Genomic DNA, 15,915 nt, shown 5'->3' with positions numbered 1-15,915 from the left:
TGCAAACACCTTTAAATTAAATCATATTCTAACTATAACTTGCCCTATTTCTTATTTTCAAGTTATTGCCATCAACAGTATGTTTACAAACTGCTAATCAAATTTAATAGTGATTAAATTTGCTCCAGGTTAGGCAGCGAATCGGAGTGGGCAGTGAGCCTCCTCAGTAATGAATTTTTTCATTCAAAATACATAGTGGTGTTTGCAAGTAGGTAGTCTTACTTATAATTGGATCTAAAATCAAACCTCATATAGAACTTAAAGATTACTAAATATTTTATTGGAATAATATATTGTGTTCATTATCCTGATATGTTATTTTATTAAAGCAATATATCAATACGGTTCGAAAGGTGGCAGAATTTTTAAAAAGTTATTTTTAAATAATAATTTTCAGAATAATTGATTATATCAAGGGGAAATTAGTAGAAGGGGGTAGTGGTTGTGAATCAAAAGATTTCAACTTCTTATATTATTGTTTTAGGGTTAATGCTTTTTGCACTATTTTTTGGAGCAGGCAATTTAATATTCCCAATCATGATGGGCCAGGAAGCAGGAGTAAATATCTGGGTAGCTATGGCTGGATTTGTTATTACTGGTATTGGACTACCAATATTAACTGTTATCTCTCTAGGTTACTCCAGGGAAAGTGATATTCAATCGTTAGCAACTAGAGTACATCCCATGTTCGGGTTAATATTCTCTATTATTTTATACTTAGCTATCGGACCTTTATTTGCGATACCAAGAGCAGGAACGGTATCCTTTGAAATTGGTATTCGTCCATTAATCCCAGAATCTTGGGATACGATTGGGTTATTTATTTTCTCAATCCTTTTCTTTGCAGTTGCAACATTACTTTCACTTAATTCTTCAAAAATTGTTGATATCTTAGGTAAATATTTAACACCAATTAAAATAAGCTTTTTGTCTCTCTTAGTTATTGTGGCAATTTTTAAACCACTTGGCGCTCTTCAAAAACCTATTGGTAAATATACAGAAAATTCATTCTTCAGCGGTTTTTCAGAAGGATATTTAACGATGGATGTTTTAGCAGCTTTCGTATTTGGAATTATTATTATCAATTCCCTTCGCTCTAAAGGTGTGGAATCAGGTAAAGTGATTATGGTATCTACGATGAAGGCTGGTTTAATCGCTGCAGTTCTTTTAGCTTTCTTTTATAGTGCTTTGGCATTTATGGGAGCAAGTAGTGTTTCGGAATTAGGTATTTTAGATAATGGTGGCTCAGTTTTAGCTGGGGTAGCCAATCTCTACTTTGGATCATTTGGTGGAGTAATACTTGGCGCTCTCATTACTGCGGCTTGTATGACTACTAGCGTCGGTCTGATCAGCTCTTGTGCTTCCTATTTTAATAAAATTTTGCCTAAAGTTTCTTATCGTAGTTTTGTTATCATTTTTGCTATCTTTAGTACGGCTGTTGCAAACTTCGGATTAAGTCATTTGATTTCGATTTCAACACCAGTGTTAACAACCATTTATCCTTTAGCAATCGTTTTATTAATATTAACCTTCTTCCATAATGCATTTAAGGGTAAGAAGATAGTGTATCAATTGGCTATGTTATTCACATTTATCGTAAGTGTATTTGACGGATTAAATGCAGCTGGATTGGGAGTAAAACCAGTTGATCAATTATTTTCTTCTATCCTTCCATTATATGAAGTTGGATTAGGCTGGCTATTACCTGCGTTTATAGGTGTAATTCTGGGGATTATAATTGGCTTTTTTAAGCTAAGCAGTAAAGAAAAAGAGGAAGAACAATTAATATAATATCGATTAAAAAGAACCACCAATTATTAAAGAGTTTTCTTTAATGATTGGTGGTTTTTTCATTTAGAATAACTGGGAAAAATTCTATCATTTTTATAAAACTACAAATCACTTAATTCTTTAAAATAAAATAATATAACATCCACAGACAGATAGGACAAGGTTTTAAAATTAGCAACCAGAGGTTGTACCTTGATGCAGCTACAATTATCTTTACTTAAACTATACACTCCACCAATACTGGAAACAAACTTTATATAACCCAAAGAAAAAGACCCCACTCTTCATCTAAGAGTAAGGTCTTTCAACTACTTTATCGATTTCCCTTAATATAAGGTACCCCAGATGCTTTCGGTGCGTCAGCACGGCCGATAAAGCCTGTTAACGCAAGGATCGTCAGTACATATGGAGCAATTAATAAATACACATTTGGAATGTTTTCAAGGAACGGCAAGCTTGAACCAATAATACTTAAGCTTTGGGCAAAACCAAAGAATAACGCTGCGCCCATTGCACCAAGCGGATGCCATTTACCAAAGATCATTGCTGCTAGTGCCATGAACCCTTGTCCACTAATCGTTGCATGGCTGAAATCAGATGTAATCGATTGTGCATAAATTCCACCGCCAATTCCTCCAAGTGCTCCAGATAGAATAACAGCAATATAACGAATTTTTGTTACATTGATCCCCATAGTATCAGCAGCCATCGGATGTTCACCGACAGAACGAAGTCTTAAACCAAATGGTGTTTTGAAAATAACATACCATGCAATAAATGCAATTATTATTGCCACGTAAGATGTATAGTATGTGTTAGAGAAAAATATCTTTCCTAAAATCGGTATATCACTCAGGATTGGAATATCCACTTTACTGAAGCCTTTTTGAATGATATCTGTTTGACCTTTATCGTACATAAATTTCACAAGAAACAATGATACACCTACTGCTAATAAGTTAATAGCTACCCCAGAAACCGTTTGGTCTGCTCTAAATGTAATAGAGGCAACCGCATGAATAACAGAGAAAAGTCCGCCTACAACCATTGCTGCCACTAGGGACACCCAAGGAGTCATATCCCCAAACACATCAGCAAATGTTAAGTTAAAGACAATTGCGGTGAATGCGCCAATAACCATTAAACCTTCGAGACCGATGTTAACAACACCTGAACGCTCTGAAAAGGTACCGCCAAGTGCGGTAAAAATAAGCGGAGCAGCCCATAGCATAGTTGAAGGGATAACAATTGATAGTATATCCATTAAGCTCACTTACTTCGCCCCCTTTTTGCCGATACGATCAATAAAGATTCGGATCATATAACTTGCAGCTACAAAGAAAACGATTAATGCAATAATAATATCAACAAGTTCATTTGGTACACCTGCTTCAAGCGGCATGTTCAGCGCTCCTACTTTTAAAGAACCGAACAAAATCGCAGCTAAAATGATGCCAATTGGTGTATTTCCACCAAGTAATGCAACGGCGATTCCATCAAAGCCGACACCTGTAAAGCCGCCTCTTATAGATGCGTAGCCAAATGTACCTAGACCTTCCATCGCACCAGCAAGACCAGCAAATGCTCCAGAAATAACCATTGATAAAATAATGTTTGATTTTACACTCATACCCGCATATTCCGATGCATGCTGATTAAAACCAACTGCTTTCAACTCATAGCCTCTGGAAGTTTTTTCTAAAATAAACCACATAATAAATACACATATAAGTGCAACAATAATTCCCCAATGCAGTCGAGAATAGTCTGTTAGACCTTCAAGAAACGGGGAGCGTAGAGAAGCTGACGGGAAAACATCCGCTGTCCGGTCACTCTTTTCTGAAAGTACAGTACGGATAATATAGTTTGCTACATGTAATGCAATATAGTTCATCATAATCGTTACAATTACTTCATGAACACGAAACTTCGCTTTTAAAAGGCCAGGTATAAATGCCCATAGTGCTCCGGCTGCGGCAGCTGCTAACACAGCTAATGGAAGGTGGATGACTTTAGGTAGTTCAAACGCCACTCCAACCCATACTGCAGCCAGCCACCCAACAATTAATTGGCCCTCTACTCCAATATTGAAAAGACCTGTTTTAAAGGCAAATCCAACTGCAAGTCCTGCAAGAATATATGGGGTAACCTGCCGAATTGTTTCTCCAGTATAATATATATCACCAAATGCTCCATCCCAAAGAGCAATAAATGCTGCACCAGCATCATATCCTGTTATTAACATGATAATCGTACCGACAATTATCCCTAATAGTACGGCAAGAATCGGCACGATAATATTTTTCATGCGACTAGACATCTGCTTTTTCACCTGCTTCCTTCCGTTTAGAACCGGCCATTAATAACCCTAATTCTTGTTCTGTCGTTTCTTTCGGATCAACAATCGCAACGATTTGTCCTTCATAGATTACAGCAATGCGATCACTTACATTCATTACTTCATCAAGTTCAAATGATAGTAATAGAACCGCTTTTCCATTATCACGCTGTTCGATTAGTCGCTTATGAATAAATTCTATCGCCCCGACATCAAGACCGCGTGTAGGCTGTGCCGCAATAAGCAGGTCTGGATTTCGATCGACTTCACGTCCGATAATAGCCTTTTGCTGATTACCACCTGATAATGCCCGTGCAGGTGTAAATTCACTTGGAGTACGGACATCAAACTCATCAATTAAGCCTTTTGCTTTTTTGTAAATTTCTTTATAATTCAGGATTCCACCTTTTGAATATGGTTTTTGGTAATACGTCTGAAGGACCATATTTTCCCCAATTGGAAAATCAAGAACAAGTCCATGTTTATGACGGTCCTGTGGAATATGCCCTACCCCAGATTCAGTAACCTTTCTTGGTGAAAAATTGCGAATTTCCTTCCCATTTAACAAGATTGAACCGCTTTCAGACTTTCTTAGGCCTGTGATTGCTTCAAGCAATTCGGTTTGACCGTTGCCATCTACCCCTGCAATCCCAACAATCTCTCCTGATCTGATTGTGAGATCTAAGCCATTAATTGCTGGCAGCCCGCGGGCGTCCTTTACTCTTAAATCTTTTATTTGAAGCACTTCCTGTTTCGGACTTGCTTCTATTTTTTCTGTTTTAAATGTAACTTCACGGCCAACCATTAAGCTAGCTAAATCATTAGGATTCGTTTCACTAACATTAACCGTCCCGATACCTACGCCTTTTCGAATAACCGTTACACGATCACAGACTTCCATTATTTCTTTCAACTTGTGTGTGATTAATATGATCGATTTTCCTTCTTTAATCAGGGTTTTCATAATTTGAATCAGTTCATGAATTTCTTGAGGAGTGAGAACAGCTGTTGGTTCATCAAAAATTAAGATCTCTGCACCACGGTATAGCGTTTTCAAAATTTCAACACGCTGTTGCATCCCAACAGATATATCCTGGATTTTCGCACGCGGATCGACTGCTAAACCGTATTTCTCTGAAATTTCACTAACTTTTTTTTCTGCGGTTTTAATATCAATTTTTCCGCCTTTTGTAATTTCGCTTCCAAGGATAATATTTTCTGTAACGGTAAAGGGGTCAACAAGCATAAAGTGTTGATGCACCATTCCAATTCCCAAATCATTTGCAATATTAGGATTGGTAATTTTTACAGACTTGCCTTTTACTTTTATTTCTCCTTGTTCAGGCTGATAAAGTCCAAAAAGGACGTTCATAAGCGTAGATTTTCCTGCTCCGTTTTCACCAAGCAAAGCATGGATTTCACCCTTTTTCACCTGAAGTGTAATGTTATCATTTGCTACGATCCCAGGAAATTCCTTGCGAATACCTAGCATTTCAATTACGTAATCCATTTTTTCACTCCTTTAAAAATAAGGAAATTTTTAGTAGTAAGAGGTCAGACTTTTAAAACTGAAAAAATAAACTATAGAAATAAATTCTATATTATTAAATCAATACTAGTCTATAGTTGATTAACCTAAGTGAAAAGTTGAATAGCTTCAACACTTCAATTAAATTACCAAAATAGAAACTGTCTGAATAATTGCTTAAAAAAGGAATAAGGGGTCAGTTCTGCAACCCGCTTATTCCATTTTTATTTCAATTATTATTCTGCTTTGAAATTTGCTAGCTCATCTAATGTACCAGGAACAGTAATGTCACCATTCTTGATTTTATCTGTCCATTCTTTTACAGCAGTTTCGATGTCTGCTTTTGTTGTTACTTCTTCATTAATAGGAGCTAAGCTAACACCATCTTCAGCTAAACCATAAACAATTGTTTCTCCGCCAGGGAACTTTCCATCCATAGCCTTTTTAGAAATATCTTGAACTGCATGGGAAACACCCTTCATTGCAGATGTAATGATTACATTATGTTCTTTTCCGTCGATTTCAACTACACCTTCGCCTGATTGGTCAGAGTCAACACCGATTGCCCAAACTTCTCTTGTTGGGTCTTTTTTCTTAAGGTCTTTTGCTTCAGTAAATAATCCGTTACCAGTACCACCAGCAGCGTGGAAAATTACATCAGCACCAGAAGAATACATTTGTGCAGCAGTTGCCTTACCTAAATCCGCTTTATCAAAAGCGCCAGTATAATGAACGTCTACTTTGATATCAGGGTTTACAGCTTGGATACCAGCTAGGAACCCAGCTTCGAAACGCTCAATAACTGGGCTTTCCATACCGCCGATAAAGCCGATATGATTTGTTTTCGTTGTTTTTGCAGCAGCAACTCCAGCAAGGAATGCAGCCTCTTGTTCTTTAAATAATACGCTTACAACGTTTGGCTGTTCAACCACATCATCAATAATTCCGAAGTGAACATCTTTTTGTTGCTTTGCAATTGTATCAACGTCAGCTTTTAATTTAAAACCAATTCCGAAAATTAGAGAGAAATCTTCACGAGCAAGCTTATTTAAGTTTGTCGCATAGTCTGCATCTGATTTAGACTGAAGGTAGTCATATCCGCCTTTTCCTTGCTCAAGTCCATTTTCAGAACCGAAAGCTTTAAGACCTTCCCAAGCAGATTGGTTGAATGATTTGTCATCCACACCGCCAACATCTGTTACCATTGCAACTGAGAACTTGCTTTCTTTATCTCCGCCGTCCTTAGCTGTACCTTCATCCTTTTTGTCACCATTTCCACAAGCACCTAAAATCGTTCCGGCTGCTAGTGCAAGTGACAAAACTAGACCAAATTTGCGTTTTTTCAAGGTATGTACCCCCTATTATTTTTTTACCCGATAGTAGAAATTATTAAAGTCACGATTGTTTAAATCCTTTTTAGCCTTTTCTTTTAAATTCTTTTTCTAAGGACTTGGAAGCTAAACTTATCGGCTCTAAAATAATTGACTGAATAGAGAATAGGCTCGTCCATTTCATCGAAATGCATTTGCTTCAGTACAAGCAATGCAGTTTCAGGATCACATTCGAGGATTGGCGAAACTTTTTCGTGGTAGCCGATCGGTTCTATTGAAGCAACCGCATATGTAATCCTCCGGCTTGTTCCATTTTCAAGCATATTGAAAATGGATTCTTGCTCGTGAGAAAAAGTACCAGTTAGTATTTTATCAGGAACTTTATCAATACAATACACTACTGGTTCACCATTAGCGGTTCTAACCCTTTCAATCACCACAATTTCTTCATCCATCGTACATGAGAAACGGCGGATATCCTCTTCTGTCGGTCCTATTGTTGATGAACTTAAGAAAATGGTCCCAGGCTTCATCCCTGCTTGCAATATCATGTCAGTAACGCTGCTTAGCTGTTCAATTCCTGAAGTAAACAAAGGCTTTGCATTTACAAATGTACCAACTCCATGACGTCGAATGATAACGTTTTCTTCTTCGAGAATTCGAAGTGCTTCCCGGAGTGTTGCTCGGCTTACCCCAAGCTGCTTAGCAAGATCGAATTCAGAAGGAAGTTTTTCTCTTTCCTTATAAATCCCGTTTTCAATATCTTGCTTCAAATGGTCAATCACTTGTAAATATAAATGCCGGTTATCTGACTTAATAGACATTCAGTGTTCCTCCAACCAATTTTCGTAAAGGACATCAGACCTCTGATGTTCAATCATTCCTACTAATCGAAAATACTATAACACTTTTTACCCAATAATGAAATAGTATTTTCAAAAATGACTTAAAAAGGTGATTAAATTATCACTCCCATTTTCAGTTATTAGAACGAAAAATGAATATTGTCTTGAAAACGGTGTCATCGGGATTACAACTTCTTTTTCACTAGGTCTAATATATTTATTAAATGAATATTTCCCCTCTATTTTTTCAAGCTATTCTCATTAAAATTATCCCATTTTTAATCATGTTGATTAGTATAGCATAAAAATAGATCCATCTACTGATGGACCTTTTTTTTATTTATGAACTCGCTTCATCAGAAGGCTTACCAAGCAGAACTGCCCTTGGCTTACTGCCTTCATATGGACCAACGATCCCTCTTGCTTCCATTTCATCAATCAGTCTTGCTGCCCTTGAATAGCCAATTCGGAATCGTCGCTGCAGCATGGAAACAGAGGCTGTTTGCATTTCAAGTATAAGTTCCACTGCCTCATCATACAGATCATCGTCGACTTCCGTTGTTGTTTCTGGTATATCATCTGGAATCATTTCTTCCTGATATTGCGCCTTTTGCTGATCAATGACAAAGCTGACAACTTCCTCAACCTCTTCATCTGACAAAAATGCCCCTTGAACCCGAACAGGCTTGGATGCACCGACTGGCAGGAAGAGCATATCTCCTCTTCCCAGCAATTTTTCGGCACCACCCATGTCTAGAATAGTACGTGAATCAGTTGCAGATGAAACGGCAAATGCAATTCGGGAAGGAATATTGGCTTTAATGACTCCTGTGATGACATCAACTGAAGGACGCTGTGTTGCTATGATTAGATGGATTCCCGCAGCTCTAGCCATTTGTGCAAGCCTTGTGATAGCATCTTCAACATCAGAAGAGGCAACCATCATTAAATCTGCAAGCTCATCCACAATTACGACAATGTATGGCAAGAGGGGCTGCTGGCCTTCCTCTTCTGCATTATATCTCTTCACATAATCATTGTACCCTTCAATATTTCTTGTACCTGAATGGGAGAATAATTCATAACGTCTCTCCATCTCGCTGACAACCTTTTTAAGTGCTTGAGAAGCTTTCTTGGCATCAGTTACAACTGGTGCCAGTAAATGAGGAACCCCATTATAAACATTTAATTCTACCATTTTCGGGTCAATCATCATCATTTTGACTTCGTGCGGTTTTGCTCTCATTAAGATACTCGTAATAATGCCATTAATACAGACACTTTTTCCGCTTCCAGTTGCACCTGCCACAAGTAAATGTGGCATTTTATTTAGTTCTGCTAATACAGACTCACCTGTTATATCACGGCCAAGTCCAATTAATAGTTTTGAATTCGGCTGATCATTTTGCTTTGATTCAATCACTTCTCTTAACGACACCATGGCAACTTCAGAATTAGGAACTTCAATTCCAATGGCTGATTTACCAGGGATCGGCGCCTCTATCCGAATATCCTTAGCGGCCAGCGCAAGTGCTAAATCATCATTTAAGCTGACAATTTTGCTCACCTTCACCCCTACATCTGGGTGCACTTCATATTTCGTTACAGCTGGTCCTAAATGCACCTGGGTAACCCGTGCCTTTACACCAAAGCTTTGGAAAGTCCTTTCCAGCTTGGCTGCATTTGCATGGATTAATTCATATTCCCCACTTTGATCGGTCTGCCGAGGGAGCTTTAATAATCTCATTGGCGGCAATTCATAATCTTTATTTTCAACTTCTGTAAATTTAATCTGAGGCGAGGAATCTACTTCTGATTCTGGAGCTGATTGCTGCTTCTCCTTTTTTTGCACAGAATCTTCTGCTTTCTCATTCGCATACGTAGCCTTCTGTGTAAAACTAGAGATGATAGGTTCAGGATTAGGCTCTTCGAAGGATTCTTTTCCGCTATTAATCGTAATTAAAGGCTCTGATGCCTTTTTCTCCGCCTCTTCTCTTTTCTCTTGTGCTTGGGCCTGTTTAACTAATTTTTTTTCTTTTTGCGATCCCTTAAATTCTTTCAAATCGCTGATAAAAGCGTCCAATTGTCTTTTCCAGAAATGCCATATGGCTGTTCCCATTTTGCCTAAAACATCCCCAAGAGTTTTTCCGGTTAAGAGAATGAAACCTATAATAATAAAAACAAAGGAAATTATTTTTGTGCCTGCTTCATCAAACAGAAAATAAAAGAGAGCAAAAAGGGTTGCTCCAACCATGCCTCCACCTAAATCTGTTGTACTTGTTTCTCCATTTACTTCCATCCAAAACAATTCCCATGTATTCGCAATGACACTTGGGTCCTGAAATTTCCCATCATTTGATAACAGTTGAAAAAGACTAACATGACTCAACAATAGGAGAGAGCATAGGATTAAGTAGATGCCGATTAATCTCGTATGTAATAAATATGGGATGGTTCTTTTCCACATGAGGTAGCCCGCAAAAACGATTAAACATAATAGACTTAAAATATACCATTCACCCATGAAGAAACGAAAAAACATGACTGTTGCTTTTCCCACCGCTCCGAGTTTTGCCATCGCTATGGCGGATAATGCAATTAGTCCTAAAGCAAGCAACTCATATTGGATTGTTTTCTTTAAATTTTCTTTTTTCCTTGTTTTTCTTCGCTTTTTCTTGGCCATTTAATCACCTTATTCAATTTCATCTTATTCTCATTTTAAACAAAAATAGCATTTGACATCCATTTTTCTGATTGAATGAAGAAAGCAGCCACTTGATGGCTGCTCTGAAGTTTCTCTTAATTATATCATATTGCATCAATACACTGTTAAGCTAATGTTATTTTTGTTCCGGGTGTATATTTTTCATCCATGAAATGTGTAGGATCACTGCTCATAACCCGGATCACCGTACATTCCTTGCCTCCTTCCATTTCAACAAGCAATGGGATTCCATTATGCGTAACCATCATTTGTTTATTATATTCAGCTGCCTCCGTTGGAAAAACAAGCTCATGGGGCATTGAGGTATAAAGTATCATTGGACAATCCCTTCATTCCCTTGTTTATTATTTTCTATCAATTCTTCTAATTTTTTTATCGCAGGACCAATGCCCCCCACATTATCAATTAGCCCATATTTAACCGCATCCGTACCAACTACATTTGTCCCAATGTCCCTTGTTAGGTTGCCTTTTGCAAACATTAAATCTTTAAAACATTCCTCAGTGATATTTGAATGTTTCGTAACAAAATTAATCACCCGATCTTGCATTTTATCTAAATATTCAAATGTTTGCGGGACGCCGATTACTAGACCTGTTAACCGGATTGGATGGATCGTCATTGTTGCTGTTTCAGCAATAAATGAATAATTGCATGAAACAGCAATAGGCACGCCAATCGAATGTCCTCCTCCAAGTACAATCGAGACAGTTGGTTTTGATAAAGAAGAGAGCATTTCTGAAATAGCCAAGCCAGCTTCTACATCTCCGCCTACAGTATTCAATATGACAAGCAATCCTTCAATTTTTGGATTTTGTTCAATAGCAACAATTTGTGGAATAAGGTGCTCGTATTTGGTCGTTTTATTTTGCGGCGGCAGTTGGAGGTGACCCTCAATTTGTCCAACAATTGTTAAACAATGGATTTTTGAATCTTGCGAAAGCTGCGGGACATTAGTTTGGCCTAACTGCTGTATTTTATCAATGATACTTGGCGGCTGTTCTTCCTTTGTTTGATCCTGCTGTTCATTTAAAGAATCATTTTGTTTTTTATCATTTCCCATCATTTTTTCTCCCTTCAATCCTTATAAGTCTGGAAATTTCAAGCTATATAGGTTTAGTATGGTCGATAGAGGGGATTTAATGCGGGAAATCAATTAAAGAGCAAATGCAGAAGCACCTTCAGGACATTAAAGAACTGCTTAACTGCTTGGTCCTGCAAAGCTTACTCTAAGGAACTTTCCTTTGTGTGCTCACCACTGACAAGGACAAACATGCCCCTCAGAAAGTTGTCCTTTACCTTTCTGAGGGGCTTAACTGAAATGTGTAGGCGTTGAAGCTGAACGGACATAGATAGCACAGCAAAGAGCTGTGCCATTTTGTTTAGACTATACCTCCATAATAATCGGTAGTATCATTGGTCGTCGTTTTGTTTTCTCAAATAAATATTGGTTCAGTTCATCTCTCATATCTTGTTTGATGCCTGTCCAATCGAAAGAATCTTTCGAGATGCTTCTTTCTACAATATCGCGCACTCTTTTTGTTGCTTCCACAAGTAGCTCTTCCGACTCCCTTACATAAACAAAACCTCTAGAAATGATTTCCGGTCCTGCTGATATTTTTTTCTCTTTTTTATTTAAGGTGACAACCACTAATAAAATTCCATCTTGTGAAAGGAGTTTACGATCTCTTAGGACAATATTTCCAACATCTCCTACCCCACTCCCATCAATGAGCACATTCCCGGCTGGAATACGGCCTGCAGGACGTATTTTTTCATCTGCCAGCTCTGCCACTTCGCCTTTTTCAGGTATAAAAATCTGATCATTTGTTAAGCCACATTCCAAGGCTAACTTTGCATGTGCCTTTAACATCCGGTACTCACCATGAACTGGAATAAAAAACTTCGGTTTCATCAAGTTGATCATAAACTTTAATTCTTCTTGGCTTCCATGACTTAACGTATTGAAGGTTCCTTTTCCAGAAATCACGCTGGCACCTGCACGATATAGCTTATCAATGGTTCTAGCAATGAATACCTCGCTTCCCCTTATTGGCGAACCTGCAAGAAGAACGGTATCTCCTTTTTTTACATTTACTTGCTTATGGGTCTGTTTAGCCATTTTCTGAAGAACTTCTATCGTTTCACCTTCAGTGCCTGTCGTTAAAATTACAAGCTCATCATCAGCATATGCTGATATTTCTGTGATTGGGATCATCGTGTCTTCAGCAACGAGTAAATATCCATTCTGGAGAGCTATATCAACTGCCGTTTGCGTAAATCTGCCCACGATTGCTACTTTTCTTCGACTTTCAAAAGCTGCATCAAAAACATGCTGAATTCTTATAATATCTGAAGCAAATGAAGCAGCAATAATTCTTCCCTGTGCCCGTTGAAATACATCTGTTACCTGTTTTACTACTTTTGATTCTGATAAAGTATACCCAGGTTTTTCTGCCTCCGTACTGTCAGATAAGAGACAAAGAACACCTTCATCACCAATTTGCGCCATTTTGCCAATATTTGTTTTGTATCCGTTTGATGCTGCTTGATCAAATTTAAAATCCCCCGTATAGACAATACTTCCTTCCAGCGTGTGGACACAAATGCCCACACTGTCAGGAATGCTATGGGTAGTATGAAAAAAAGATACTTTTGCTGAGCTGCATTCAACTTTTGTATCTGTATTAACCTCGATAAATTTCGGACTTCCTTTAAATTCTTGTTCCTTCACTTTTGCTTTTGCCAGTTCAAGTGTAAGTCTTGTCCCATACACAGGAACATCAATTTCTGTTAATATATAAGAAAGAGCACCGATATGATCTTCGTGTCCATGTGTCAAAAATATTCCCTGTACTCTCTCCTTATTTTGTATCAGGTAAGTGATGTCAGGAATAACAATATCAATTCCGAGCATTTCATTTTCTGGAATCATTAGTCCTGCATCCAGTACAAATATGTCCCCATCTACTTCCACAAGGTACATATTTTTACCGAATTCCCCTACTCCTCCTAATGCCATTAACTTGATGCTTGTTTTTCGTTGATTGTTCAATGTAAACTTCCTCCTACAATATGTTGTCCGACCATAGATCAGTTACCAATATTATACTTGAATGAGGAAATAAATAAAATATTTAAAAAACCAATCAGAATGGATCACTGATTGGTTTTTCCTGATTCACTATTCTTTTGTCTTAAATAATGCCACTAATGCCGTTCTTTCTTGCTCTGATAATGGAACAAGTGGCAGCCGAACAGAGCCAACATTAAGCCCCTTAAGCTGCAGCGCCGTTTTTACTGGAGTCGGGCTCGGAGCTGCAAATAAACCTTCCATTATTGGCAGCAGTTCTCGATGAATGGAAGCGGCCTTTTTATTATCTCCATTTAAAAATGCCTGGATCATCTCCTGCATTTCATTCCCAATTACATGTGATGCAACAGAAACGATGCCATCACCGCCAATTGCTAACACCGGGATTGTTAATCCATCATCGCCGCTATATAGAAGAAAGTCTTCATCTGTACCAGCAATAATTTTAGCCATTGCATTCAAATCTCCGCTAGCTTCCTTAACAGCAACGATGTTTTGAATTTTAGAAAGTCTGATGACGGTTTCTGGAAGTATATTTACTGCGGAACGTCCAGGAATGTTATAAACCATGACTGGCAGTTTCGTATTTTCAGCAATGGTTTTAAAGTGTTGATAAAGTCCTTCCTGATTGGGTTTATTATAATAAGGGGCTACTGCCATAATCCCATCTACCCCTATTTGCTCAGCCTTTTTTGTTAACTCGATGGAGGCATACGTATTATTGCTCCCAGTACCTGCAACAACAGGGATCCTTTTGTCAACCACTTTTACCACATGCTGAAATAATGCAAGTTTTTCTTCCTTTGATAAAGTTGGTGACTCCCCAGTTGTACCTGCAACAACAAGGGATTCTGTTCCATTTTCAATGAGATGATTAATAAGCTGCGTTGTTTTCGAAAAATCGATATGACCTTTCCGATCGAAAGGTGTAACCATTGCTGTTGAAACTCGGCCAAATTGAATCATTGCTACACTCCCTTTTAAAACTTAAAAGATCTATTCCTATTTATTATGCAAAACAATTTCTTTCTCTAATTGGAAGGCATCATGCAGGGCATTGACTGCTTTTCCTAAATCTTGCTGTTTGACAAGGACCCATATTGTTGTATGACTATCAGCAGATTGTAATATACGAATGCCTTGTTCAGATAGAGCTGTTACAATTTTAGCTGCAACCCCTGGGACACCTTGCATTCCTGCTCCAACTACAGAAACCTTTGCACAATCGAATTCCACCATGGGATTATGTCCTAAGTTCTTTAATATGCTAATTGCTTTTTCAGACATTTCTTCAGTTACTGTATAGTTGACACCATTCGGATATATATTGATGAAGTCAACACTGATTTCTTCATTTGCCATTGCCTGAAACACTTCAGCTTGTAAATTGTACTGGTCCTTTTTCGCAATAACTTTAATTTGTGTGACATGGGAAAGATGAGCGATTCCAGTAACTAATCGTTCCCTTATATCAGTGCCCCGGCCTTCTTTGTTTATTGCAGTCACTAATGTTCCAAGACCATCAGAATAATTGGAACGGATGCGTATAGGAATTTTTGCCTGCATAGCAATTTCTACGGCTCTTGGGTGAATAACTTTAGCACCCTGATAAGCCATATTACACACTTCTGTATAAGTGACAACAGTTAATGGACGAGCATTTTCAGCTATTCGCGGGTCGGCAGTCATAATTCCATCTACATCTGTAAAAATCTCGATCCATTCCGCATTCAATGCAACACCTAATGCGGCTGCAGAAGTATCACTTCCACCTCTGCCAATCGTTGTCACATCCCCATTTTTCGAGGCTCCTTGAAACCCTGCAACAACGATACAGTCATTCACTTCTAATTCCCTAAGTAGTCTTTCACATCTCATATCAATGATTTTAGCATTTGTGTGATCATTGTTTGTTCGAAAACCTGCTTGAGCACCTGTTAAGGCTGTCGCTTGAATGCCATGCTCTAAAAGCATATTCGTAAAGACAACACTCGATATAATCTCACCACAAGACAATAGGAGATCATTTTCTCTTTTGTTAATCATCATCTTTTTTGTATCTATTAGAGAGAGCAATGTATCCGTTGCATAAGGGTCCCCTTTTCGTCCCATTGCTGAGACAACAACAACTAGTTTATATCCATCTGATATTGCTTTTTTAATATGTTTTAATGCATGTTCTCGACTATCGCTATCACGGACAGATGTGCCTCCATATTTTTGCACAATAATTTTCATTGTTACACCTCTGGATATCTCTTCA

General features: G+C 38.0%; 12 protein-coding genes. 1 reads left to right on the top strand and 11 read right to left on the bottom strand.

Annotated elements, in window-relative coordinates; all coding sequences use genetic code 11:
* Positions 1–444 precede the first annotated feature (444 nt).
* Positions 445–1,791: a branched-chain amino acid transport system II carrier protein gene (gene brnQ / locus AN957_RS11665; protein WP_053475726.1), complete on the top strand. Its 1,347-nt coding sequence runs from the start codon at positions 445–447 to the stop codon at positions 1,789–1,791.
* A 313-nt stretch (positions 1,792–2,104) separates the two neighbouring features.
* On the opposite strand, the gene AN957_RS11660 is transcribed toward brnQ, so the two are convergent.
* The 11 genes from AN957_RS11660 to dapG all read right to left on the bottom strand — a co-directional run bounded on the left by AN957_RS11660 (position 2,105) and on the right by dapG (position 15,890).
* Positions 2,105–3,064: an ABC transporter permease gene (locus AN957_RS11660; RefSeq protein WP_053475725.1), complete on the bottom strand. Its 960-nt coding sequence runs from the start codon at positions 3,062–3,064 to the stop codon at positions 2,105–2,107.
* Positions 3,065–4,111 (bottom strand): ABC transporter permease, encoded by a 1,047-nt coding sequence (locus AN957_RS11655; protein ID WP_053475724.1) that lies wholly within the window; start codon positions 4,109–4,111, stop codon positions 3,065–3,067.
* A complete protein-coding gene (locus AN957_RS11650; protein ID WP_053475723.1) occupies positions 4,104–5,639 on the bottom strand; it encodes an ABC transporter ATP-binding protein in 1,536 nt (511 codons plus the stop codon). The genes AN957_RS11655 and AN957_RS11650 overlap by 8 nt, the downstream gene beginning before the upstream one ends.
* Positions 5,640–5,893: 254 nt before the next feature.
* A complete protein-coding gene (locus AN957_RS11645; RefSeq protein WP_053475722.1) occupies positions 5,894–7,003 on the bottom strand; it encodes a BMP family lipoprotein in 1,110 nt (369 codons plus the stop codon).
* Between the two features lie 83 nt (positions 7,004–7,086).
* Positions 7,087–7,812 carry a GntR family transcriptional regulator gene (locus AN957_RS11640; RefSeq protein ID WP_053475721.1) on the bottom strand — a complete coding sequence of 242 codons (726 nt, stop codon included), beginning with the start codon at positions 7,810–7,812 and terminating at the stop codon, positions 7,087–7,089.
* A 361-nt stretch (positions 7,813–8,173) separates the two neighbouring features.
* The gene (locus tag AN957_RS11635) at positions 8,174–10,516 is read right to left on the bottom strand and encodes a DNA translocase FtsK (protein ID WP_056684198.1); all 2,343 of its coding nucleotides are present in this window, start codon (positions 10,514–10,516) and stop codon (positions 8,174–8,176) included.
* Positions 10,517–10,662: 146 nt separating this feature from the next.
* Positions 10,663–10,875 (bottom strand): YlzJ-like family protein, encoded by a 213-nt coding sequence (locus tag AN957_RS11630; protein ID WP_053475719.1) that lies wholly within the window; start codon positions 10,873–10,875, stop codon positions 10,663–10,665.
* Positions 10,872–11,621: a ClpP family protease gene (locus AN957_RS11625; protein ID WP_053475718.1), complete on the bottom strand. Its 750-nt coding sequence runs from the start codon at positions 11,619–11,621 to the stop codon at positions 10,872–10,874. Before AN957_RS11625 ends, AN957_RS11630 begins: the two co-directional genes overlap by 4 nt.
* 324 nt (positions 11,622–11,945) lie before the next feature.
* Positions 11,946–13,580: a ribonuclease J gene (locus AN957_RS11620; protein WP_056687157.1), complete on the bottom strand. Its 1,635-nt coding sequence runs from the start codon at positions 13,578–13,580 to the stop codon at positions 11,946–11,948.
* Between the two features lie 162 nt (positions 13,581–13,742).
* Complete coding sequence (gene dapA, locus AN957_RS11615; protein ID WP_053475717.1) at positions 13,743–14,618, bottom strand: 4-hydroxy-tetrahydrodipicolinate synthase; 876 nt, start codon at positions 14,616–14,618, stop codon at positions 13,743–13,745.
* A 36-nt stretch (positions 14,619–14,654) separates the two neighbouring features.
* Positions 14,655–15,890: an aspartate kinase gene (gene dapG / locus AN957_RS11610; RefSeq protein ID WP_053475716.1), complete on the bottom strand. Its 1,236-nt coding sequence runs from the start codon at positions 15,888–15,890 to the stop codon at positions 14,655–14,657.
* Between the last annotated feature and the right edge of the window lie 25 nt (positions 15,891–15,915).

The sequence above is a fragment of the Cytobacillus solani genome, from assembly GCF_001420595.1.
Classification (GTDB): Bacteria; Bacillota; Bacilli; order Bacillales; family Cytobacillaceae; genus Cytobacillus; species Cytobacillus solani.
The sequence above is the reverse complement of the archived record's forward strand: the minus strand, read 5'-3'. Positions and strand labels throughout refer to the sequence as shown.

Bases quoted from the DNA above. Each gene is read 5' to 3' on its own strand.
- AN957_RS11655 (WP_053475724.1), bottom strand. From the start codon at position 4,111: ATGTCTAGTCGCATGAAAAATATTATCGTGCCGATTCTTGCCGTACTA.
- AN957_RS11650 (WP_053475723.1), bottom strand. From the start codon at position 5,639: ATGGATTACGTAATTGAAATGCTAGGTATTCGCAAGGAATTTCCTGGG.
- AN957_RS11640 (WP_053475721.1), bottom strand. From the start codon at position 7,812: ATGTCTATTAAGTCAGATAACCGGCATTTATATTTACAAGTGATTGAC.
- AN957_RS11635 (WP_056684198.1), bottom strand. From the start codon at position 10,516: ATGGCCAAGAAAAAGCGAAGAAAAACAAGGAAAAAAGAAAATTTAAAG.
- AN957_RS11630 (WP_053475719.1), bottom strand. From the start codon at position 10,875: ATGATACTTTATACCTCAATGCCCCATGAGCTTGTTTTTCCAACGGAG.
- AN957_RS11625 (WP_053475718.1), bottom strand. From the start codon at position 11,621: ATGGGAAATGATAAAAAACAAAATGATTCTTTAAATGAACAGCAGGAT.
- AN957_RS11620 (WP_056687157.1), bottom strand. From the start codon at position 13,580: ATGGCATTAGGAGGAGTAGGGGAATTCGGTAAAAATATGTACCTTGTG.
- dapA (WP_053475717.1), bottom strand. From the start codon at position 14,618: ATGATTCAATTTGGCCGAGTTTCAACAGCAATGGTTACACCTTTCGAT.
- dapG (WP_053475716.1), bottom strand. From the start codon at position 15,890: ATGAAAATTATTGTGCAAAAATATGGAGGCACATCTGTCCGTGATAGC.